The organism is Streptomyces sp. NPDC048514 (assembly GCF_043199955.1).
Classification (GTDB): Bacteria; Actinomycetota; Actinomycetes; order Streptomycetales; family Streptomycetaceae; genus Streptomyces.
The window spans coordinates 236,636-259,009 of record NZ_JBICWT010000002.1; the positions used below are offsets into that span (position 1 = coordinate 236,636).

Below are 22,374 nucleotides of genomic sequence, written 5' to 3' on the forward strand. Positions count from 1 at the left end.
TTGCCAGGATTTGCCCGATTCCTCGACTTTGCACGCGCGCGAACGCACGCATCTCATCACTCTCGGTGATTCCCCGGTATCGTCCGCATCGCGGTGGCCCGAGAGGCAACTCGGGGACCGTCTGGCCGCTACGAAGGGCGCGCACCGCCGTGGACTGGTTCACCGCACCCGGATACTGGCTCAGCCGGCTGGTCCTCCAGCGGGCTCTGGCCGCCGTGTATCTCGTCGCGTTCCTGACGGCGGCCCTGCAGTTCCGGGCCCTCCTCGGGGAGCGTGGCATGCTGCCGATCCCCCGCTTCCTGGCGCGGGTGCCCTTCAAGCGGGCCCCGAGCCTGTTCCACGCCCACTATTCGGACCGGTTCTTCGCGGCCTGCGCCTGGGCGGGCTGCGCGGTGTCGGCGGCCCTGCTGGCCGGCGCGGACTCCGAAGTGCCGCTGTGGGCCGGGATCCTGCTGTGGCTGGTGCCCTGGGCGCTGTACCTGTCGATCGTCAACGTGGGGCAGACGTGGTACGCGTTCGGCTGGGAGTCGCTGCTGCTGGAGACCGGCTTCCTCGCGGCCTTCCTCGGCAACGGCGAGGTGGCCCCGCCCGTCGTGGTGCTGTTCCTGCTGCGCTGGATCCTGTTCCGCGTGGAGTTCGGCGCCGGGCTGATCAAGCTCCGCGGCGACGCCTGCTGGCGGAAGCTGACCTGCCTGTACTACCACCACGAGACGCAGCCCATGCCGGGCCCGCTCAGCCGGCTCTTCCACCGTCTGCCGAAGCCCCTTCACCGGGCCGAGGTGGCCGCCAACCACCTCACCCAGCTGGTCGTGCCGGTGCTCCTGTTCACCCCGCAGCCGGTCGCCTCGGCCGCGGCCGCCCTGATGATCGTCACCCAGCTGTGGCTGGTGCTCTCCGGCAACTTCGCGTGGCTGAACTGGATCACCATCGTGCTGGCCCTGTCCGCGCTCCGGCTGCCGGGAGCCGCGCCCTCCGTCCCGCCGGCACCGCTGTGGTACGAGGTCGTCGTCCTGGCGGTCGCCGCCCTGCTGCTCGTCCTGAGCCACCAGCCGGTGCGGAACATGATCTCCCGCCGGCAGATCATGAACCGCTCCTTCGACCCGCTGCACCTGGTGAACACCTACGGCGCCTTCGGGAGTGTCAGCCGGGTGCGCTACGAGGTGGTGGTCGAGGGGACGCTGGACGACACGCCGCGGGAGGACTCGGACTGGCGGGAGTACGAGTTCAAGGGCAAGCCCGGTGATCCGCGCCGCCGTCCGCGCCAGTACGCGCCCTACCACCTCCGCCTCGACTGGCTGATGTGGTTCGCCGCGCTGTCGCCCGCGTACGCCGGTGACTGGTTCGGCGGCCTGGTGGAACGGCTGCTGGAGAACGACCGCGACACGCTGCGGCTCCTGCGCCGCTCCCCGTTCCCGCCGGACACCCCGCCCCGGCACGTCCGGGCCCGCCTCTTCCGCTACCGCTACACCACCCGGCGGGAGATGCGGGAGACGGGCGCGTACTGGGAGCGCACGTACGTGCGCGAGTATCTGCCGCCGACCCGGCTGGCCGGGGTGTGACGGACGGCCGGGGGCCCGCGAGGTCGGGAAGCGGCTCGCGCTCGTATGGCTGGGCACGACGCCGGGCGCGGTCTCGTGGTCAGACCCGGCTCAGCCGTAGGGTCATCAGCTCGAACGGGCGCAGCCGCACCGTGATGCGGTCGCCGTCGCGAACGGGCGGCTCCCCGTCGCCGCCCGGCCGTTCCAGCAGATCCGTCACGGTGGCCTCCGCGACCTCGAAACCGGCGGTGAGGGTGGCCCGGGCCCGGCCTCCCCGAGCCTCGTGGAAGCGGACCACCACGTCGCCGCTGCCGTCGTCGGCGAGCTTCACCGCCGTGACCACCACCGCCTCGTCGTCGACGGTGATCAGCGGTGCCACCGCCGCGGCTCCGGTGGTCCGCCGTTCCGGCAGGTTGATCCGCCAGCCCTCGCGCACCGCGTCGGCGATCGAGGCGCCGGTGACCAGGGCGTGCCGGAAGCGGTGCACGCCCTGGTCGGTCTCCGGGTCGGGGAAGCGCGGGGCGCGCAGCAGGGACACCCGGACCGTGGTGGTCGTACCGCGGTCGCCTCCGGCCCGCACGGTCCGGGTCACGTCGTGCCCGTACGTCGAGTCGTTGACCACCGCGACGCCCCAGCCGGGCTCCGCAAGATGGAGGAAGCGGTGGTTGCAGGCCTCGAACTTGGCCGCCTCCCATGAGGTGTTGGTGTGGGTGGGGCGGAAGACGTGCCCGAACTGGGTCTCGGAGGCGTACCTTTCGGCGTGCAGGTCGAGCGGGAACGCCAGCTTCAGGAACTTCTCCGTCTCGTGCCAGTCCACCTCGGTGTCGATGAGCAGCCGCCGTTCCCCCGGCGGCAGCGACAGCACCTGGGTGACCCGGGAGTCGCCGAAGGAGCGGGCGATCCGTACCGAGGCGCCGTCCTCGCCGGCCGTGACCGATTCGGCCTCCGTGAGGTCGGTGACGGTGTTGCGGTAGAAGGAGTCGACGTCCCAGGCGTCCCACATGTTCGGGAAGTCCGGGTGGAGCTGGAGAAGGTTGGCGGCCGTGCCGGGGGCGATCGACTCGCGGTCGGCCGCGGGGTCGTACGCCGAGACGACCAGACCCCGGCCGTCCACGGTGATCCGCAGCAGTCCGTTGTCCAGGACGTGACCGCCGTCCGGGCCGGGCGTGAGGGTCGTCCGGCCGGGCACCTCCCAGGGGCCGGCTCCGCCCGCGGGGACACCGTGGCGGGGGTGCGGGGCGGCGTTGAAGAGCAGCGGGGTCGTGCCCTGCCCGGCCAGCGCCCGCTGGGCGGCCTCGACGACGGCGGTCAGCTCGCCGGCGAGCCGCTCGTACGTCGCCCGGGCCTCCCGGTGCACCCAGGCGATGGACGAGCCGGGCAGGATGTCGTGGAACTGGTGCAGCAGGACCGTCTTCCAGATCCGGTCGAGGTCCTCGTACGGATAGCGGAACCCGGCGCGGACGGCGGCGGTGGCCGCCCACAACTCGGCCTCGCGCAGCAGGTGTTCGCTGCGCCGGTTGCCCTGCTTGGTCCTGGCCTGGCTGGTGAGGGTCGCGCGGTGCAGTTCGAGGTACAGCTCGCCGACCCAGACGGGCGGCTCGGGGTACTCGGCCTCGGCCTTCTCGAAGAACGCGCGCGGCGTCTCCCAGGCGACGGTCGCCGAGCCTTCGAGGTCGCGCATCCGGGCCGCCTTGGCGACCATCTCGCGGGTCGTGCCGCCACCCCCGTCGCCCCAGCCGGTGGGCGCGAGCGAGTGCCTGGCCCGGCCCATGTCCTTGAAGTTCCTGGCCGCGTGGGCGATCTCGCCGCCCTTCATGGAGCAGTTGTAGGTGTCGACGGGCGGGAAGTGCGTGAAGATCCGGGTGCCGTCGATGCCCTCCCACCGGAAGGTGTGGTGGGGGAAGCTGTTCGTCTGCGACCAGGAGATCTTCTGGGTCAGCAGCCACTTGGAGCCGGCCGCCTTGATGATCTGCGGCAGGCCGGCGGCGAAGCCGAAGGTGTCGGGCAGCCAGGCCTCCTCGTTCTCGATGCCGAACTCGTCGAGGAAGAACCGCTTGCCGTGCACGAACTGGCGGGCCATCGCCTCCGAGCCGGGCATGTTGGTGTCCGACTCGACCCACATGCCGCCGGCCGGCACGAACCGGCCCTCCGCCACGGCCTTCTTCACCCGCGCCCACACCTCGGGCCGGTGCTCCTTCACCCAGGCCCACTGCTGGGCCTGGGACATGGCGAAGACGAACTCAGGTTCGTCGTCGATGAGGGCGGTCATGTTGGACGTCGTACGGGCCACCTTGCGCACGGTCTCGCGCAGCGGCCACAGCCACGCCGAGTCGATGTGCGCGTGACCGACGGCGCTGATCCGGTGCGCGGACGGCACGGCGGGAGCGGCCAGCACCTCCGTCAGCAGGCCCCGCGCCCGGTCCGCCGTGCCGCCCACGTCCTGCAGGTCGACGGCGTCCAGGGCCCGCTCGACCGCCCGCAGGACGTCCCAGCGGCGCGCGGAGTCGACGGGCAGTTCGGCCATCAGCTCGCCGAGCACCTCCAGGTCCAGCACCAGCTGCCACACGGTCTCGTCGAAGACGGCGAGATCCATGCGGGTGAGCGTGTACTGCGGTTCGTGCCCGGCGGTGGCCTTGTCGCCGAGCGGAGTGGGCCGGAAGGGGTGGTAGTCGAGGATGACCGGGTTGGAGGCGGCCTCGATGTGCAGGCACACCTCCTCACCGCCCTCGGCCGGGGCGCCGACGCGCACCCACTGGTTGCGCGGGTTCAGGCCCTTCACCGGGGAGCCGTCGGGCCGGTAGACCAGGCCCTCGCACTGGAAGCCGGGCATGTTCTCGTCGAAGCCGAGGTCGAGCAGGGCCTCGACGGTGCGCCCGGCCCACGCCTCGGGCACGGTCCCGGTCACCCGGAACCAGCTGGTGCCCCAGGGAGCGCCCCACCGGGCGCCCACCTCGATCGGCTCCGGCTCGGCGGCGAGGCCCTCCGCGACCGGCACGGGTTCGCCGGGCGCGTGCCAGACCGCGACCTGAAGCGGCACGGACTCGGGGTACACGGCGGGGCGGATGCGTTCGTCGAGGACGCGCCTGAGGCGGGCTTCCACGAGAGTGCGGTCGTCATGCATGCGGGGTGCTCCCTGCGGGGTTCCGGGTGATCACCAGGGGTGGGTGACGGTCACGGGGGTCGAGGCGTTGTAGAGCTCCCCCACGGCGTGCAGTTCGAACCGTGCGGCCGTCTCGCCCTGCTCGGCCCGCAGGCCGCCGAGGAAGAAGGCGCGCTGGCCGGTGGCGCCGAGGAAGCGGCGGGTGCCGTCGGGGAGGAGGCGGTGGAGGGTGTAGTGGCGGACGGTGCCGGGGGCGGCGTTCCAGGCGAGGCGCAGGTCGCCGCCGTTCGCCGCGGTGACGCGGGCGCCGGAGGGGGCGGCCGGTGTGGTGACCGCGTCACGGACGGCGAGCGCGCCCAGCCGCCAGCGCACCGGGCCCTCGGTGGCGGTGAGCCGGACGCCGAGGGCATGGGCGGTCCCGGACAGCCCGGTGAGCGGCAGGGTCGCCGTCCGCCAGCCGCCGCCCGTGCGCACCCGTGCGCCCCGGACGCCCGGCCGCACCGGCAGATACCGGTACGGCGGGGTCGCTCCGGCCCCGCCCGGTTCCGCGGTCGCCACCGCGAGTTCGACGTCAACGCTCCCGGCCTCGGTCCGGTACGTCAGCTCGACGACCGTGTCCACACCGATCGGCAGCCGGGTCGCGTACAGGTCCAGCACGGCGGGCCGATCGAGTCCACCGGCCACCAGCACGCTGCTGCCGCCGCGCCAGGCGTCGGCGAAGTCGAAGGAGACCGCCGGCCGCTCCCCCGCCGTGCGCACCACCCACCGCCGGGACGGCAGCCGGTCCTGCAACCCGAGGTGGTTCCAGGGCGCGTCCGACGTGACGGCCCCGTCCTCGTACCAGCGCAGTCCGTGCCCGGTGTTGAACACGCTCGCGAACGGCAGCGCGCTGACCGTCGAGCGGTCGGCCACCGACAGCGCGGGCGCCCGCCACGGGTCGGCGCCGTCGGGCCGGGACGGATCGAGCGACCGTCCGCTCCAGAACCGGTCGTCGGCGGCGTGGAAGTCCTCGGGGGCGCGCCGGTCGGCGGGCAGGTGGTTGCGGGTCCACTCCGGCCGGTAGAAGCCGATCGAGGTGACGTGCGCCTTCGCCGCCGGCACGATGGCGTCCCAGTCGACCGTCGCGTTCGAACCGTTGGACTCGACGTCGACGCCGGCCCACAGTTCGTAGCGGTCGCGGCCCAGTTGCCCGGCCCTGATCGCGGAGGCCGCCAGCGTGTTCGCGCTCCACCGGAAATCCACGAACATGTCGTCCGCGGCCTGGAAGAAGGCCTGGTTCTGTCTGTTCAGGGCGCCCTGCCAGCTGACCGTGCCGTTCACGGTCATCGCGTCGTACCAGGTCACCCGCTGTCGCGCGGCCGCCGCCAGCGACTTCAGCTCCTCGACGAAACCGAGCATGGCCGTGCCCAGGGCCGTGTCGCCGCCGCCCGTCTCGGCGTTCAGGAACCAGCCGTCGAAGCCGTGGGCCGCCGCGACCGCCACGAGCTGGGCGGCGAGCGGGTGGTGCCCGGTGGCGTCCTTCTGCACGAGGTCGCGGGTCCACTCCAGCCGGCCTCCGTAGGCGGTGGGCGGCAGGAAGATGTTGCCGAGGACGGGCACGCCGTGCCGGTGGGCCGCGTCCACGATCGGTGCGTTGGGGGCCAGGATCAGGCCCTCCCCGGCCGAGCCGCCCCAGAAGACCAGTTCGTCGAGGTACGCCCAGTGGGTGAGGGCGTAGTAGTCGGCGGTGGCCGAGCCCTGGGCGGGGTTGGACGAGGTGGGCCCGAAGGAGACCAGGGCCTGGACGCGGGCCTGGCCCGGGCGTGCCGTGGTGTTGGCCGGGGTCGGTGTGAAACGGGGGGCGAGCGGCACGGACGCCGCGTTGAAGGCGAGGTCGGCGTCGTCGGCCGCACGCCAGGTCTTCAGGCTGCGCCAGGTGATGCCGGTGCCCGGGCTGCCCGCCGGGACGGAGTCCGGGTACCAGTAGGAGGCGTACGGCGGGGTGGCGGTGGCCCTCGGGCGGGCCGCGGCCGCGGCGGGGGCGGCCGGGAGCAGGGCCGCCGCGGTGCCTGCGATCAGGACGGTGCGTCTGCTGGGGTTCACGAGCGGGTGCCTCCTTGTGGGGTGGGGAGTACCTGGTCGGGAGTGACGACTTCGGTGATGCCGCGGGCGGCGAGGTGTTCCCGGTCGCCGGCGCGGGTGTCCAGCACGGTGGCGGGACGGGCGCCGTCGGCGACGAGCCGGAAGAACGCCTCGAAGACGGGACCGCCGGGGGCGCAGCGGGAGCGGCGGGCCGGATCGGCGGGCACGACGAGGGCCGTGGTGCGCGCCGGGGCCGTCCGGTGCGGTTCGCGGGCCGCCGCGGCGAGCACCCGGGCGATGTCCTTCGGCCGCCGGTCGTTGGTCAGCAGGCCGAGGGAGTACTCGAGTTCGGGGAAGTCGGCGAGGTCGCGGGAGACGTCGTGCGAGCACCACCAGGTGATGCCCCACAAGCCGGGGCAGTCGAGGGCGTTCGCGACGGTCGCCTCGGTGAAGGCGGCCGCGTGTTCGGCGGGCACGAGGGGCGCGGGCGCGCCGACCTCCTGGAGCCATACGGGCCGGTGCGGCTCCTCGGCCCAGGCTTTGCTCAGTTCGACCAGATAGGCGGCGTGGTGCTCGCTCTGCACGGAGGTGCGGCCGTAACGCTGGGCGGTGCCGTTGAAGACCCAGGAGTGCACGGCGGTGACGGCGCCAAGGCGGGCCGAGTGGCCGGGTGTGAAGGGCTGGTCGTCCTGGTACCAGGCGGCGTCGTAGGACGCGTGCAGGTGCAGTCGTCCGGGAGCGCCGTCGGCGCAGGCGGCCAGCATCCGCGTCAGCCATCGGCCGGCGTCCTCGGCCGTGATCCGGTCGGGGTCCGGGTGGGGTCCGGCGGCGAACTGGTTCACCTCGTTGCCGACGGTCATGCCGATGAAGTTGGGCCGGCCGGCCAGGGCGGCGGCCAGGGTGCGCAGATAGGCGGCCTGCCCGTCGACGACGTCGGGGGCGGTGAAGAGGTTGCGCCGGTGCCAGGTGCGCGTCCAGGCGGGCAGGAAGTCGAAGCTGCTCAGGTGTCCCTGCAGACCGTCGACGTTGACGTCGAGTCCGCGTTCGGCGGCCGCGTCGGCGAGGGCCACGAGCCGGTCGACGGCGCCGGCACGGATCAGGGTGCGGTTGGGCTGGAAGTACGGCCACAGCGGGAAGACCCGGATGTGGTCGAGGCCGAGCGCGGCGACCGCGTCGAGGTCGGCGCGCACGGAGTCGAGGTCGAAGTCGAGCCAGTGGTGGAACCACCCCTCACTGGGCGTGTAGTTGACGCCGAAGCGCACGGCAGGGGACATGGGTGTCCTTGCTCCTCGGTTGCGGGGATCAGCCCTTGACGGCACCCTCGCCGACCCCGCGGAAGAAGTAGCGCTGCAGGCAGGCGAAGAGGGCGATGAGCGGCGCCACGGCGATCACGGTGCCGGCGGCGACGAGGCGTTCGTCGTTCGCGAAGGTGCCGTGCAGGTAGTTGAGGCCGATGGTCAGGGTGAACTTGGACGGGTCGCTGAGCACGATCAGCGGCCACAGGAAGTCGTCCCAGGCACCCATGAAGGCGAAGATCGCGACGACGGCGAGGGTGCCCCGCACCGACGGCAGGGCGATGCGCCAGAACCGCTGCCAGACGTCGGCGCCGTCGACGTAGGCGGCTTCCTCGATCTCGTAGGGCAGGCTGCGGAAGGCGTTGCGCATCAGCAGCACGTTCATCGCGCCGATGGCGCCGGGCAGTGCGACGCCGATCAGCGTGTTGTTCAGGCCGAGTTCCCGCATGGTCGTGAACTGGGCGATGATGATGCCCTCGACGGGCACGAGCATCGCCAGGACGAAGACGAGCGTGGCCACCCGCCGGCCGCGGTAGTGCAGCCGGGCCAGCGCGTACCCGGCGAGTGCCGAACCCACGCAGTTGGTCACCACGCTCGCGGCCGCCACCTGCAGGGAGTTGAGGGCGTAGTCCCAGACGGGGATGGTCTGCGCGACCCGCTCGTAGTTGTGCAGGGTCGGGTGGCCGGGCAGGAACGTCGGCGGCGAGCTGAAGATGTTCTCGGTGGGCCCCTTGAGGGACGTGGACAACTGCCAGAGGAACGGGCCGACGGTGATCGCCAGGACGGCGAGCAGGAGCAGGTAGCGCAGGACCAGTTCGAGGGGACGGACGCGTCGCCCGTGCTCGTCGGTGACGCGGGGTTTCCGGGGGGCGGCCGGCGGCTCCGGCCGTACGCTGCGGGTCTTTTCGAGGACGCTCACGTCTCCTCCCTCCGGTCGGCTCGCAGCACGAGCAGCATCAGCGCGACGGTGACCGTGAACACGACCACCGACAGGGCGGAGGCGTAGCCGACGCGGCCGGTCAGGCCGGTGCCGGTGCGCTGGACGAGCATGACGAGAGTGGTGTCCTCGCCGGCCGGGCCGCCGCTCGGGCCGGCCATCAGGTAGACCTCGGAGAAGACCTTGAACGCGGCGACCGAGGAGAGCGCCGCGACCAGCACCATGGTGGATCGCACGGCGGGCACCGTGACGGTGAGGAAGCGGCGGACCGCGCCCGCGCCGTCCACGGCGGCGGCCTCGTGCAGTTCGCGCGGTACGTTCGCGAGGGCCGCCAAGTAAACGATCATGTAGTAGCCGAGGCCCTTCCACACCGTCACCGTCATGGCGCTCAGCAGGAGCAGCCACTGGTCGCTGAGGAAGCCGACTCGCCCGACGCCCACGGCCTCCAGCAGGGAGTTGACCAGGCCGCGCTCGTCCAGCAGCCACACCCAGATCAGCCCGACGACCACGATGGAGGCGACGACCGGGGTGTAGAAGGCGGCACGGAAGAAGGTGATGCCGGGGATGTTCTTCCGCACCAGCAGCGCGAGCAGCAACGGCAGGACCACCAGGGCCGGGACGACACCGGCGATGTACAGCGCACTGTTGCGCAGGCCCGTCCAGAACATGTCGTCGTGGAGCAGCTCGCGGTAGTTGGCGAGTCCGACGAAGCGGCCCGGGATCAGGGTGCGGCGGTCGGTGAAGGAGTTCACCACCGTCGCCGTGAACGGGTAGAGCACGAAGGCGCCGGTGACCAGCAGTCCGGGGGCGGCGAACAGCCAGGGGCTGCTGGGTAGTTGCCGACGTATGCGGGTCGGTGCGGTGGGAGTGGCCATGCGGGGTCAGCCCTGCTGCTTCAGGAGCCGGTCGCAGGCCCTGACAGCGTTGTCCAGGGCCGCCTCGGGGCTCTCCTTGCCCTGCAGGGCCTTGGCCACCTCGTTGCGCAGTGCGGTCTTCATCTGCTCGCTGAACAGGACGGGCGTGTAATTGGCCGCGCTCTTCAGCGATTTGGCCGCGGCGACGCGTACCCGGGTCTCGTCGGTGCCGTCCTGTTCGGTGAAGTAGGGGTCGTCGAGGGAGCCCGCGGTGCTCGGGAAGATGGCGACCTTCCTGGCGAAGGACATCTGGTTGCGCGCATCGGTGACGAAGTGCGCGAAGGCGACCGCGGCCGGGGTGTGCCTGGTGCGGGAGTTGACCATGACGCCCATCACGTACATGTTGACGTGTCCGGTGCTGGTGATCTGGTCGGTGATCCCGATGTTCCTGTACAGCTCGGGCGCCTGCTTCCTGAAGTTGCCGAGGTCCAGGGCGCTGCCGGGGTTCATGGCGACGGCTCCGGTGAGGAACTTCTTCCCGGACGACTCCGGGGTCGCGGTCAGGGCCTGCGGATCGAGCGCCCCGGCGTCGTACAGCTCCTTGTACCTGCCGAGGAGTTCGACTCCCTTGGCGTCGTCGAAGGCGAACCCGGTCCCCTCCTTGTTCATCAGCCGTACGCCGTAGCGCCCGAAGTCCTCGATGGTGGGGACGTTGGCGAGCGTGGCGACCTTCCCGCCGGACTTCCGGGCCATCTGCAGGGCGTCGGCGAACAGTTCGTCGTAGGTCGCCGGAGGCTTGCCGGGGTCGAGTCCGGCCTTCTCGAACAGGGACTTGTTGTAGAAGAGGGGGCCGGTGTTCAGGTACCAGGGAAAGGCGTACGTGCCGCTGAGGCCCGGCACCTGATGGCTCTTCCAGGCCCCGTCCAGGTACTCGGTCCGGTACTTCGCGGCGGCCTTGCCGAGGTCCATGGCGAGTCCGGCCCGGGCGAGCGGGGCGACCAGGTCGGGCGAGACGTTGACGACGTCGGGCAGGGTGCCGCCGGCCGCGTCGGCACTGATCTTGTCGGCGTAGCCCTCGGCGGGCTGGTCGATCCACTTCACGTGGGTCCCGGGGTACCTCTTCTCGAAGTCGGCGATCAGGCCCTCGAAGTACGGCTTGAAGTTGGCGCGCAGGTTCCAGGTCTGGAAGCTGATGTCGCCCTCGACCTTGCCCGAGGCGTCGGTCGAACCGCCGTCGTCACCGCCGGAGCCGCAGGCGCTCAGCGGCAGCAGGAGGGCGACGGCAGCGGCGGCGAAGGATCTGCGGGAGATGCGCACGGTGGCTGGGCTCCTTTGCAGGGGGATGTGGCGAAGGTGCCGGGCCAGACCTTGCACGCCGATTCCCGCAAGAGTCAATGGATTCGACTCGGCTAAAGACATTAGTGACGCAAAACCCCTGCTCAGTACGGTCCGTGGCGACCATTGCCATCGATCGCTAATGCGCTTTAGAGTGCAGCCACTCAAGCGCATTAGCTGTTGGCCGAACCACACCCGTCGAAAGAGGAGCACCGCGGTGACGGAGAGGCGATCACCGGCGCGCCGGCCCACCATGAAGGACATCGCGCGCCGCGCCGGAGTCTCCGAGAGCGCGGTGTCGTTCGCCCTGAACGGCCGTCCCGGGGTCTCCGAGATCACCCGGGCCCGGGTCCACCGGGTGGCCGAGCAGCTGGGCTGGCGTCCGAGCACGGCGGCCCGCGCCCTGTCCGGCGAGGGGGCGGCCACGGTCGGCTTCGTCCTGGCCCGCCCCCCGGACACGCTGGGGGTCGACTCCTTCTTCCTGCAACTCGTCTCCGGGATCCAGGAGGTGCTCGCCGAGCGCCATCTCGGTCTCCTCTTCCAGGTGGCGCGGGACGTGACCGAGGAGTGCGGGGTGTACCGGCGCTGGTGGGCGGAGCACCGGGTGGACGGCGTCCTGGTCGCCGACCCGCGGGCCGAGGACCCGCGTCCCGATCTGCTGGACGAACTCGGCCTGCCGGCCGTGGTGATCGGCGGCGCACCGGACGAGCGGCACGCCGGGCTGTCCACCGTGTGGGCGGACGACGCGGGCGCGATGGCCGCGGTCGTGGACGAACTGACCGCCCTGGGCCACCGCCGGATCGTGCACATCGCCGGCCTGCCGGACCTCGCGCACACCCGGCGCCGCATCCGCACCCTGCGCGCTGAGGCCCGGCGGCGCGGCCTTTCCGAGGTGGAGTCGGTGACGACCGACTACTCCGACGTGGCGGCGGCCGCCGTCACCCGGAGGGTCCTGCACGGCCCCACTCCCCCGACGGCCCTCGTCTACGACAACGACGTGATGGCCGTCGCCGGCGTGGCCGCCGCGGCAGACCTGGGCTTCCGGGTGCCGGCCGATCTGTCGGTGGTGGCCTGGGAGGACTCGGCGCTGTGCCGGATCGTCAAGCCGTGGCTGTCCGCACTGTCCCGGGACAGCGTGGAGTTCGGCGTCACGGCGGCGAGGGAGCTGCTGGCGTTGCTGGACGGTGGACCGGCCCGGGCCGTGCGGGTGCCGGTCCCCCGCCTGATCGAACGCGACAGCACGGGCCCCGCGCGCTCCGGTTGAGGCGCGGCGGCACGGCGCCGAGTCCTCTTCGCGGCGGACCGTGCGGCGGACCGCCGGCCCGGAAGCGGCCTCTCGACGAACCCGGTCCGGGCGTGCACAGTTCTCCCTACGCATCTTGACGCGCGACTCCGGGCGCGTCCTGAATTCCTGCCGGCGGGCAGCCGGTTCACCGACCGGCGCAGGGCCGGCGAACGGCCGGCGGAGCCGATGACCGGCCGAGCGGAGCCGCCGACCGGCCGAGCGGAGTCGATGACTAGCCGAGGAGTGCCATTGAACAGCTGGGCCGGCCGCACCGCGTCCGACATCGCCGCCGCCGTACGCGCGAAGGAGGTCACGCCACGGGAGGTGGTGGCCGAGCACCTCGCACGGATCGAGCGGCTCGACGGACGGATCGAGTCGTTCCGGAAGGTCCGCACGGAGGCCGCGCTCGCCGAGGCCGACGAGGTGGCCGCGCGTGCCGATCTGGCCGGACTGCCGCTCGCGGGCGTGCCGGTGGCCGTGAAGGACAACCTCGCGGTGCGCGGCGAGGCCCACCGCGACGGCACCCTCGCCACACCGGACGCGCCGGCGGCCGAGGACCACGTCACGGTGGCCCGGCTGCGGGCGGCCGGCGCGGTGGTGGTGGGCCTGACGAACGTGCCCGAGCTGTGCGTCTTCGGCACCACGGAGGGCGTCTACGGCATCGCCCGCAATCCGTGGGACCCGTCCCGGACCGCGGGCGGCTCCTCCGGCGGCAGCGCGGCCGCGGTGGCCGCGGGGCTCGTGCCGATCGCGCTCGGCAACGACGGCATGGGTTCGCTGCGCATCCCGGCCGCGAACTGCGGGCTGGTCACCCTGAAGCCGGGGCACGGGGTGGTGCCGGCGGGGATCGGCAACGGCGACTGGTTCGGCATGTCGGAGAACGGTCCGCTGGCCACCACGGTCGAGGACCTGCGGCTGATGTACGGCGTCCTCGCCGGCACCGGACCGGACCGGGCGGCGGAGCCGCCGCGCAGAAGGATCGCCGCCGCCGTACGCAGCCCGCTGGCCGGGGTGAGCGTGAGCGAACCGTATACGACCGCGGTCCGGCAGGCGGCCGGGCTGCTGTCCCGGGCCGGGCACCGGGTACGGCGGGCCGAGCCGCCCTACCCGCTCTCCCTGGGTGTGACCTCGTTGCGGCACTGGACGGCGGGGACGGCGGTGGACGCCGAGGGCCTGGACCCGGCACGGCTGGCCCGGCGGACCCGGGTGCACGCGGCGGTGGGCCGGCGTTTCGTGCGCTCGGTACGCTCCGGTGGCGGCCGTGAACGCCTGCGCGCCCGGCTGGAGCCCTTCTTCGCCGAGTACGACGTCCTGCTCACCCCGGCACTGGCGCGGCGCTCCCCCGCCGCGGGCCCGTGGCACGAGCGCGGCTGGCTGCGCAATGTCCTCGCGAACACCGCCTACTCGCCGTTCACCCCGCCGTGGAACCTGACGGGCTGGCCCGCGATGTCCGTGCCCTTCGGTGCCCTGCCCTCGGGCGCCCCCTGCGCCGTGCAGCTGGTCGGCCGCCCCGGCACGGAGGCGGCCCTGCTGGATCTGGCTCAGGAGCTGGAGCGCCTGCACCCGTGGCAGCGGACGGCACCGATGGAGGATCAGTACGTTCAGTGACCCGATAGTCACCTCAGGTACGCGAAGTCACTCCCCGCCGCACTGCCGGGCGGGGTGGGGCGCAGGGTGCCGGCAGCGGCGATGCGGCGCCGGAAAGCCCGGGGCCGCGGCCGGTGACCGGCCGCGGCCGCTCTGCTCCGCATGGGCGCGAGCCTGTCACGCCCATGCCACCGGCGATCGCGACGGTTCCCGTCGCGCGTCAGTCCACGCTGGGAAGGATGTGCGGTTCGGCGAGGTCTTCCTCGTAGCCCGCGAGGCGGATGGGAGCGGACCGGGCCCACACGTCGAGGCTGCCCAGTTCTCCGGGCCGCCGGCCGGCGCGCTCCGCGCGTTCCTTGGGGCGTTCGTCGCGATTCGTCTTCTCCGGTGTCACCGCGCACTCCTTATGTGTCGGGTCACCCTCGGGGCATACCGGACAGTCTGCGCTCCGGCACTTGTCGCCCGCTCGGGTCTGGATGGAAGGCCAGTTCGGACGCGGTGGCGCCGGTCACTCGTCAGAGCAGGCCGTGGTGACCGGCTCGCCCCAGGACGGACGATGGGTGTGGGTGGGACCCCGTGCTGCTGTCCGTCCACTCCAGGTTAACCAAATGAGCGGGGGCCCGCTCGATAGGGAGTGCAAACAAGCTGTAACTTATGCGCGTCATCCAGCCCCCCAATGCACCCCAATATGCAGCTATTTGCAACAAACCGCATCACTCGCCGGACGGGCCGATTCACCCGCTCGGCCTACAGCGGCGAACGCCCCTTCGAGCCCGGGAGGCCACCCGGAGGCCCGGCTACGCGCCCACGCGGGACGCGAGCCCGGACGTCCGGCCACCCGCCCACGCGGGGCGCGGCGCAGTTCAAGTGCCGTTGGCCGTGCCGCAAGCCGGCCATGGTCTGCTGGCGCGGGCAACGGCCGTCTCGCGGAAGGACCGGCGCATGGAGCTGCGCAGCGTCGAGGAGCTGATGGATCTGCTGTACGCCGGCCGGCACCAGCACGCGCTGCGGGCCGCCGCGCTGCTGCGCCGCAGCCGTCCGGCCGACAAGGAACTCCAGGTGGCCGGGCTGGTCCGGGGCATCGGGCCGGTGCTCTGCCCGGGCGACGAGCCGGCGCGGGCCCGCAGTGCCGCCGAGGCGGTGCGCGGCCTCCTCGGCGAGCGGGTGTTCCGGCTGGTGCGCGGGGACGCGGGACCCGGCGCCGAGGATGTGCTGCGCCTGCGCCGGGCGGACGAGGAGAGCCGGACGGGCGGCATCGACGCGGGCGTGCTGGAGGACTGGCGGACGGTCCTGGGACTGGTGGCGGCCCGCAACTCCCGGCTGGGCGCGGTGGATTGAGGCGCCCGAGGTCCGGCCGGTCTTGCGCCGGCGGCCGCGGGGCCGGTCACCACTTGCCGGGCGCGTAGTCCTTCAGAAAGACGCCGTACAGGTCCTCGCCCGCCTCGCCGCGCACGATCGGGTCGTAGACGCGGGCGGCGCCGTCGACCAGGTCGAGCGGGGCGTGGAAGCCCGCCTCGGCCAGGCGCAGCTTGTCGTAGTGCGGGCGCTCGTCGGTGATCCAGCCGGTGTCCACCGAGGTCATGAGGATGCCGTCGGCCTGGAACATCTCCTCGCCGCTGGTCCGCGTCACCATGTTCATCGCGGCCTTGGCGGCATTGGTGTTCGGGTGGCCGGCGCCCTTGTAGCCGCGGCCGAAGACGCCTTCCATGGCCGAGACGTTCACGACGTACGACCGACCGCTCGTCGCCTTTGCGGCGGCATCGGCCATGGCCGGACGGAGCTTGCTGATCAGGATGAACGGCGCGGTGTAGTTGCACAGCTGGGTCTCGAGGAGCTCCACAGGGGAGATCTGCTCGATCGTCTGCACCCAGGTGTTGCTCTCGACGACGTCGGGCAGCAGGCCGCCCGCGTCGATGGCGGTGCCGTCGAGGTGCCGGGCGACGCTGGCGTTGCCCGCGACGAGGGCGAGGTCGGCGACCTTCTGCGCGTCGAGGCCGCTGATGCCGATGGGCAGCGCGGCCGACCCGCCGAGTTCACCGACCGCGCCGGAGTTGAAGGCGCCGATCACGTGGTGGGCGGGCAGTTCCCCGGCGGGCAGCGGGGCGCTCTCGCCCTCGACCAGGGCGGCGTAGGCGGAGGGCAGGCGGCGCACCGTCTGCGTGGCGTTGTTGATCAGGATGTCCAGCGGGCCCGCCTCGGCGAGCTGATCGGCCAGCGCGACGACCTGGGCCGGGTCGCGCAGGTCGATGCCGACGACCTCCAGACGGTGCATCCAGTCCGCCGAGTCCTCCATCGCCTTGAAACGGCGGATGGCGTCCTTGGGGAACCGGGTGGTGATCGTCGTGTGCGCGCCGTCGCGCAGCAGCCGCAGTGCGATGTACATGCCGATCTTGGCCCGGCCGCCGGTGAGCAGCGCACGCTTGCCCGTGAGGTCGGCACGGGCGTCGCGCTTGTCCCGGTTGACCGCGGCGCAGTCGGGACAGAGCTGGTGGTAGAAGTAGTCGACCTCCACGTACCGGCCCTTGCAGGTGTAGCAGGAGCGCGGGCGCTGGAGTATCCCCGCGATCTTGCCGGACTCGATCTTGGAGGAGGGCAGGATGCCCTCGGTCTCGTCGTCGATGCGCTCGGCGGAGCCGGTGGCCGTGGCCTCCGTGACCGCACGGTCGTGCGCGGTCTTGGCGGCCCGGCGCTCCTGACGGCGGCGCTGCTTGACCGTGCGGTAGATGTGCGAGGTGGCGCGGCGCACCTTGATCGCGTCGGGGTGGTCGACGTCGATCCGGTCCAGTTCCTCGAGCACGCCGAGGCAGACGGCCAGGCGCTCCGGGTCGATGCCGGGTCCGTGGACCACCTCGTCCAAGGAGGCGTCCGTGGGGACGTCCGTGGAGGCGTCCATGGGGACGTCCGTGGAGGCGTCCATGGGGACGTCCATGGGGACCTCCGTGGACGCAGACCCGTCCTCTGTCACCGTCATCGCGCTGCCGCTTCCCTGATCACCCGCGCAGCGCTCCGACTCGCGCCCGCCCTCGAAGGGGGGATTTTACGGAGCGGCGGGCCGTACGGCCAAACCCGGCCGCCTCGACCGCCCGGCCGCACCCGGCCGCGCCGGGTCCCGGAGGGGCCTGGCGCGGCCCCTCCGGACCGCCGGGCCCCTCCGGACCGCCGGGCCACCTCCGGACCGCCGGGCCCCTCCGGACGCGAAAGCCCGCAGGCCGCGCGTTCAGGCGTCGCAGACGGACAGCAGCGTCTCCACCTCGTCGGACACCGACCGGGCGAACACGTCCAGGTCCGGCACGGCCTGCGCGTCGGCGACCAGCCCGAAGTGGACACGGCCGCGATACGTCGAGATCGCGACCGCCAGCGACTGCCCGGGAGCCAGCGGGGCCAGCGGATAGACCTCGGTCAGCTCGTGGCCGCCGAGCCGGAGGCCCACACCGGGCAGCGGCACGCTGGTGACCAGGATGTCGAACCACAGCCGGGCCGCCTGCCCGACGAGCGGCCCGCCGAGCCGGTGACCGAGGGCCGGGACGTGGTCGGCCAGCAGCGCGACGGCACCGGCGCCCCGGTTGGGACCGGCGTCCTTGTTACGGACCATCGCGGTGCGCACCGTCGCGAGACGCCCGAGCGGGTCGGGATCATGGACCGGAAGCGGTATCAGGTACCCGGAGAGCCGGTTGCCCTGCGGGTGGGCGGTGCGCGAGCGGCGCCGGGAGACCGGGATGAGGGCGCGGGGCGCCACCCCGGCGCTGCCGTCGCCGCGCTCGTCCAGCCAGCGGCGCAGAGCGCCTGCCACGACGGCGATGAGGACGTCGTTGACGGTCCCGCCCACGCTCTTGCGCACCCGGTGCACGTCGTCGATGTCGAGGACGACCCCGGCGGTGCGGCGGGTGCCGCTGGGTGCGGAGGTCAGCGCCGACGACGGGCGCATGCCGAGCGTGGACCGGGCGAGCGAGGCACCGATGTCCAGGGCGCGGCCCACGTCGGACAGCGCGCCCTTGAGGAGTTCGGGTACGCGGCCCGGCAGTCGGCGCACATCCGACAGCAGGCCCCGGGGCGGCTCGAGGGCGCGGGGAGGGCGCTCGGGCAGCTCCACCGGGTCCAGGAGTCCGGCGGCCAGCTTGAGCGCGCGCAGTCCGTCGGCGAGTGCGTGGTGGAACTTGAACAGCACCGCGAAGGACACGCCGTCCTCCCCGGGCAGCACATGCGCCTCCCACGGCGGCCGGCCGCGCTCCAGCGGGCGTTCCATCAACCGGCCGGCGGCCGCGTGGAAGTCGGTGGCGGGCGCGTGCAGCCTTACATGGTCGAGCGGGTCGAAGTCCGGGGCGGCCTCGCGGGTCGCCCCGCCGAAGGCGAGCGGCTGCCAGACGTCGCGGATACGCATGCGCAGGCCCGGTACGGCGGCGGCCCGGGCGGCGAGCAGGTCGGCCGCGTGGGCCCCGGCCGTGGGCGAGTGCGCGGCGAAGACGCCGAGCGCTCCGAGGTGCATCGGATGCCGGTCGGACTCCATGTTCCAGAAGGCCAGGTCGAGCGGAGCGAGCAGGTCGGAAGTCAAGGTTGCCTCGCACGTCGACGACGGGTGGATCTGCAGTCAATCGCCGCCCGCCGATTACGGTCAAGTACGATCAGGTTACGTACAGTTAAAGACAGATCAAGGCCCGCCCCGCCCAGGGGGGCGGAGCCCAGGTGAGGCGAGGTCACCTCAGTACCGGCTGTGCCGCGCCGGGTGACGTGCCCCACTCAGACGGGCGCGGGCCGACCGTGAACACCAGCGAGCGCAGGGACCGCAGCCCGCCGGTCGTCAGATAGGTCCGCCCGTGCGCCCGGCCGTCGGTGTGGACGGCCTGGATGTACCGGTCGGCGGCGGAGGTGCCGGGCGCGGTGACGGTCAGTTCGCCGCCCGGCCAGTAGCGGCGGTCGAGGGTGAGGTGGACGCGGTCGAAGACCGGGGTGGACAGTCCCCAGGTGTCGTAGCCGGGCTGGATCGGGAACAGCCCGATGGACGACAGCACGTTCCAGGCGGACATCGTGCCGAGATCGTCGTTGCCGGTCATGCCGGTGGGGGTGTCGGTGAACAGGGTCAGCGCCGCGTGCACCACGTCCGTGGTCTTCCAGGGCCGGCCGATGGCCAGGTAGGTGTACGGCGCGATCAGGTCGGGCTCGTTCTGCGGGTTGTACACCGCCGCGTTGTAGTAGGCGTACGGGTCACCGTGCACCCACACCTCGCGGGCGGTCCGCTGGGGGTCGGCGAGCAGCCGGTCGTAGGCGAAGAAGGCGTCCAGCCGGTCGTCGGCCGCGCGCTTGCCGCCGATCAGGCCGACCATGCCGGGCAGGTCCTGCGGGACCAGCCACTGGTACTGCCAGGCGGTGCCCTCGTGGAAGCCGGTGCCGCGGGCCGGGTCGGGCGGCCCGGCGAAGGCGCCGGAGGCGTCGCGGGCGCGGAAGAAGCCGGTGGCCGGGTCGAAGATGTTCCGGTAGTTGCGCGACCGGGCGGCGTAGCGGGCGGCGTCGTCCTCGTGGCCCAGGCCGCGGGCCATCTGGGCGAGCATGGCGTCGGCGAGCGCGTACTCCAGGGTGACCGAGGCGCCGTGGTGGTAGTCGGAGTCGCCCACCTTGGCGTACGGCCGCCCCTTGACGTAGGGGGCGAAGCCCCGGGCGAGGTACTCGGAGTTGGCCTCCCGGCCGACGCCCGGGTACTCGGCGGGCGGTACGCCGTCGGCGTTCTTCCGCAGCGCGCGGTAGGCCCGCTCCTCGAACCCCCGGAGCAGGCCGAGGTGGTAGGCGGTGGTCAGGAACGGGGTGACCGGATCGCCGCTCATGATGTTCGTCTCGACCGGGCCGTAGCCCCACTTGGGCAGCCAGCCGCCGTCCTCGTCGACGGCGAGCACCGACCGGGCCATGTCCCGGGCCTCACGCGGGGCGAGCAGGCCCAGGAGCTGGATCTGGGTGCGATAGGTGTCCCACAGCGACCAGTTCTGGTAGTACGTGAACCCGGCCGCGCGGTGGGTACGGCGGTCCCAGCCGGTGTAGCGGCCGTCGGCGTCGCTGCCGACGTTGGGCGCGAGGAACGACCGGTACAGCGAGGAGTAGAAGGTACGGCGGAGGGTGGCCGTGCCGCCCCGGACCCGGACGTCGGCGAGCCGGCGCTCCCACTCCTCGCGCGCCCGGTGGCGTACGGCGTCGAAGGGCCGGCCGCCCTCGGCGCGCAGGTTGCCGGCGGCACCGCGCGCGTCGACGTACGACAGCGCGGTGGTCGCCTCCACCGTGCGGTCCCCGGTGGTGTCGAAGCGGACGTACGCGCCGCCGCGTCCGCTGCGGGAACCCGGGGTGACGGTGGAGCCGTCCCAGGTGCCGTAGGCGGTGAAGGGCCTGCTGAAGCGGGTGATCGTGTACACCGTGTACGGGCCGGTGTCCCGGCAGAAGCCGTGGCCGGTGATCTCGGTGCGTACGGTGCGGTCGTCGAGGATCTCCACGGTGCTGCCGGCCGCCTTGTGCAGCGACTGGGCCGCGTTCAGCAGGACGTTGGCCTTGCCGGTGGCCGGGAAGGTGTAGCGCTGCACGCCGGTGCGCGCTGTGGCGGTCAGCTCGGCGCGGATGCCGGAGGCGAGGCCGACCCGGTAGTAGCCGGGGCTCGCCTCCTCGTCCTCGTGCGAGAAGGCGGCCGCGTAGCGGGTGTAGTCCGTCTGTGTGACGTCGCCGGTGGTGGGCAGCACGGGCAGATCACCGCCGATGCGGCAGCCCACGCCCGAGAGGTGGACCAGGGAGAAGCCGCGGATACGGTTCTGCGTGTAGTCGTAGCCCGTGCTGTGCCCGGTGTCCGGGGAAAGCTGCACCATGCCGAAGGGCACGGCCGCGCCGGGGAAGGTGTTGCCCTCGTTCTGGCTCCCGATGAAGGGGTTGACCAGATCGGTGAGGTGGCCGTCGGTCCGCTCGGCGGCACGTGCGGCGGGGGTGGCGATCAGCGCGGACGCTGCCATCACGCCGGCCAGGCACAGCCGCGTGCGCCGGGTCCCTCTCATCTCGGATGACCTCCGGAGTTTCGACGTCGTTGCCTGCATCGTGGCGGCAGAACGGTTCGAATCCGGGCATTCCGACAAGGTGGTGTCAAACGCGTCGCGCGGAAAGATGCCCTGACGGGCCGTCCGCCGGACAGCCCGTCGCGTGGTCAGGAGACCTGCCGGCCCTTCCCGAGGGCGATCACTCCGCCCTGGGAGACGGTGTACAGCTCCGCGTCGCGGTCCGGATTGACGCCGACCGTCGCGCCGGGCGGTACCTCGACGTTCTTGTCCAGGACGGCACCGCGCACGACCGCGCCCCGGCCGACGCGCACGTTGTCGTGCAGCACCGAACCCTGCACGACCGCACCCGGATCGACCCGTACGCCCGGGGACAGCACGGACCGGGTGACCTGGCCGCGGATCAGGCAGCCCGCGCTGATGATGGACTCGCTCGCGATGCCACCGGCGTTGAAGCGGGCCGGGGAGAGCTGGCCCGAGTGGGTGTAGACGGGCCACTGGCGGTTGTAGAGGTTGAAGGCGGGGCGCTCGGCGATCAGGTCCATGTGCGCCTCGTAGTAGGCGTCCAGGGTGCCCACGTCCCGCCAGTAACCCTGGTCGCGGGTGGTCTCGCCGGGCACGTGGTTGTCACTGAAGTCGTACAGCCGGGCCTCGCCGCGCGCGGTGAGCTGGGGCAGGATCGAGCCCCCCATGTCGTGCACGGACTGGCCGTCCTCCGCGTCCCGTTGGAGCGCCTCGATGAGCGCCTTGGTGGTGAAGATGTAGTTGCCCATCGAGGCGAACACGCACTCGGGATCGTCGGCGAGACCCGGCGGGTCGGCCGGCTTCTCCAGGAAGCGCCGGACGCTGCGGCCGTCCGAGCCCGGTGTGATCACCCCGAAGGAGGAGGACTCCGCGCGCGGCACCCGGATGCCGGCCACGGTCACGCCCGCACCGCTCTCGACGTGCTCCCGGAGCATCTGGCGCGGGTCCATCCGGTAGACGTGGTCGGCGCCGAACACCGCCACGTACTCGGGCTGTTCGTCGTACACCAGGTTCAGGGACTGCAGGATCGCGTCGGCGCTGCCCAGGTACCAGCGCGGGCCGAGCCGCTGCTGCGCCGGGACCGGGGTGACGTAGTTGCCGAGCAGGCTGGACATCCGCCAGGTGGTGGTGATGTGCCGGTCCAGCGAGTGCGACTTGTACTGGGTCAGCACACAGATCCGCAGCACGTCGGCGTTGACGAGGTTGGAGAGGACGAAGTCGACCAGGCGGTAGGTCCCGCCGAAGGTGACCGCGGGTTTGGCGCGGTCCGCGGTGAGCGGCATCAGGCGTTTGCCCTCCCCGCCCGCCAGCACGATCCCGAGAACCGAAGGCCCTCCACGACGCATGG

At 72.4% G+C, this 22,374-nt stretch carries 15 protein-coding genes; 4 read left to right on the forward strand and 11 right to left on the reverse strand.

What is annotated here, in order from left to right:
• Positions 1 to 149 precede the first annotated feature (149 nt).
• Positions 150 to 1,559, forward strand: a complete 1,410-nt coding sequence (locus ACGFT2_RS04000; RefSeq protein ID WP_393273222.1) for a lipase maturation factor family protein — start codon at positions 150 to 152, stop codon at positions 1,557 to 1,559.
• Positions 1,560 to 1,638: 79 nt separating this feature from the next.
• Here the strand turns inward: ACGFT2_RS04000 and ACGFT2_RS04005 are convergent, their stop codons facing one another.
• Genes ACGFT2_RS04005 through ACGFT2_RS04030 form a run of 6 tightly spaced genes read right to left on the reverse strand, consistent with a single transcriptional unit; the run spans position 1,639 to position 11,102 of the window.
• Positions 1,639 to 4,659 carry an alpha-mannosidase gene (locus tag ACGFT2_RS04005; RefSeq protein ID WP_393273224.1) on the reverse strand — a complete coding sequence of 1,007 codons (3,021 nt, stop codon included), beginning with the start codon at positions 4,657 to 4,659 and terminating at the stop codon, positions 1,639 to 1,641.
• Between the two features lie 30 nt (positions 4,660 to 4,689).
• Positions 4,690 to 6,720 carry an endo-beta-N-acetylglucosaminidase gene (locus ACGFT2_RS04010; RefSeq protein WP_393273226.1) on the reverse strand — a complete coding sequence of 677 codons (2,031 nt, stop codon included), beginning with the start codon at positions 6,718 to 6,720 and terminating at the stop codon, positions 4,690 to 4,692.
• A complete protein-coding gene (locus ACGFT2_RS04015) occupies positions 6,717 to 7,973 on the reverse strand; it encodes a glycosyl hydrolase (RefSeq protein WP_393273228.1) in 1,257 nt (418 codons plus the stop codon). The genes ACGFT2_RS04010 and ACGFT2_RS04015 overlap by 4 nt, the downstream gene beginning before the upstream one ends.
• A 28-nt stretch (positions 7,974 to 8,001) precedes the next feature.
• Entirely contained in the window at positions 8,002 to 8,913 is a 912-nt protein-coding gene (locus ACGFT2_RS04020; protein WP_393273230.1) for a carbohydrate ABC transporter permease, read from the reverse strand.
• Complete coding sequence (locus tag ACGFT2_RS04025; RefSeq protein ID WP_393273232.1) at positions 8,910 to 9,806, reverse strand: carbohydrate ABC transporter permease; 897 nt, start codon at positions 9,804 to 9,806, stop codon at positions 8,910 to 8,912. Before ACGFT2_RS04025 ends, ACGFT2_RS04020 begins: the two co-directional genes overlap by 4 nt.
• Positions 9,807 to 9,812: 6 nt before the next feature.
• Positions 9,813 to 11,102, reverse strand: a complete 1,290-nt coding sequence (locus ACGFT2_RS04030; protein WP_393273233.1) for an ABC transporter substrate-binding protein — start codon at positions 11,100 to 11,102, stop codon at positions 9,813 to 9,815.
• Between the two features lie 271 nt (positions 11,103 to 11,373).
• On the opposite strand from ACGFT2_RS04030, the gene ACGFT2_RS04035 reads away from it, so the two are divergent.
• Both ACGFT2_RS04035 and ACGFT2_RS04040 read left to right on the forward strand, forming a co-directional pair.
• Entirely contained in the window at positions 11,374 to 12,384 is a 1,011-nt protein-coding gene (locus ACGFT2_RS04035) for a LacI family DNA-binding transcriptional regulator (RefSeq protein ID WP_393273870.1), read from the forward strand.
• A 270-nt stretch (positions 12,385 to 12,654) separates the two neighbouring features.
• The gene (locus ACGFT2_RS04040; RefSeq protein WP_393273235.1) at positions 12,655 to 14,013 is read left to right on the forward strand and encodes an amidase; all 1,359 of its coding nucleotides are present in this window, start codon (positions 12,655 to 12,657) and stop codon (positions 14,011 to 14,013) included.
• A gap of 199 nt (positions 14,014 to 14,212) precedes the next feature.
• On the opposite strand, the gene ACGFT2_RS04045 is transcribed toward ACGFT2_RS04040, so the two are convergent.
• Positions 14,213 to 14,386, reverse strand: a complete 174-nt coding sequence (locus ACGFT2_RS04045; RefSeq protein WP_393273237.1) for a hypothetical protein — start codon at positions 14,384 to 14,386, stop codon at positions 14,213 to 14,215.
• A 548-nt stretch (positions 14,387 to 14,934) separates the two neighbouring features.
• On the opposite strand from ACGFT2_RS04045, the gene ACGFT2_RS04050 reads away from it, so the two are divergent.
• Entirely contained in the window at positions 14,935 to 15,330 is a 396-nt protein-coding gene (locus ACGFT2_RS04050) for a hypothetical protein (RefSeq protein WP_393273239.1), read from the forward strand.
• A 46-nt stretch (positions 15,331 to 15,376) separates the two neighbouring features.
• Here ACGFT2_RS04050 and ACGFT2_RS04055 read toward each other — a convergent pair whose 3' ends face one another.
• The 4 genes from ACGFT2_RS04055 to glgC form a co-directional block, all read right to left on the reverse strand.
• On the reverse strand, positions 15,377 to 16,885 hold the full coding sequence (locus ACGFT2_RS04055; RefSeq protein WP_393273872.1) for an SDR family NAD(P)-dependent oxidoreductase: 1,509 nt from the start codon (positions 16,883 to 16,885) through the stop codon (positions 15,377 to 15,379).
• Between the two features lie 324 nt (positions 16,886 to 17,209).
• A complete protein-coding gene (locus tag ACGFT2_RS04060; protein ID WP_393273241.1) occupies positions 17,210 to 18,541 on the reverse strand; it encodes a wax ester/triacylglycerol synthase family O-acyltransferase in 1,332 nt (443 codons plus the stop codon).
• Positions 18,542 to 18,683: 142 nt separating this feature from the next.
• Positions 18,684 to 21,005: a GH92 family glycosyl hydrolase gene (locus ACGFT2_RS04065; protein WP_393273243.1), complete on the reverse strand. Its 2,322-nt coding sequence runs from the start codon at positions 21,003 to 21,005 to the stop codon at positions 18,684 to 18,686.
• Positions 21,006 to 21,151: 146 nt separating this feature from the next.
• On the reverse strand, positions 21,152 to 22,372 hold the full coding sequence (gene glgC, locus ACGFT2_RS04070) for a glucose-1-phosphate adenylyltransferase (RefSeq protein WP_393273245.1): 1,221 nt from the start codon (positions 22,370 to 22,372) through the stop codon (positions 21,152 to 21,154).
• Positions 22,373 to 22,374 lie beyond the last annotated feature (2 nt).

What these genes read in the sequence shown, in the direction of transcription:
- ACGFT2_RS04035 (WP_393273870.1), top strand. Translation starts at nt 11,374, where the DNA reads ATGAAGGACATCGCGCGCCGCGCCGGAGTCTCCGAGAGCGCGGTGTCG.
- glgC (WP_393273245.1), bottom strand. Translation starts at nt 22,372, where the DNA reads ATGCGTCGTGGAGGGCCTTCGGTTCTCGGGATCGTGCTGGCGGGCGGG.
- ACGFT2_RS04055 (WP_393273872.1), bottom strand. Translation starts at nt 16,885, where the DNA reads ATGGACGCCTCCACGGACGTCCCCACGGACGCCTCCTTGGACGAGGTG.
- ACGFT2_RS04015 (WP_393273228.1), bottom strand. Translation starts at nt 7,973, where the DNA reads ATGTCCCCTGCCGTGCGCTTCGGCGTCAACTACACGCCCAGTGAGGGG.
- ACGFT2_RS04005 (WP_393273224.1), bottom strand. Translation starts at nt 4,659, where the DNA reads ATGCATGACGACCGCACTCTCGTGGAAGCCCGCCTCAGGCGCGTCCTC.
- ACGFT2_RS04065 (WP_393273243.1), bottom strand. Translation starts at nt 21,005, where the DNA reads ATGAGAGGGACCCGGCGCACGCGGCTGTGCCTGGCCGGCGTGATGGCA.
- ACGFT2_RS04025 (WP_393273232.1), bottom strand. Translation starts at nt 9,806, where the DNA reads ATGGCCACTCCCACCGCACCGACCCGCATACGTCGGCAACTACCCAGC.
- ACGFT2_RS04050 (WP_393273239.1), top strand. Translation starts at nt 14,935, where the DNA reads ATGGAGCTGCGCAGCGTCGAGGAGCTGATGGATCTGCTGTACGCCGGC.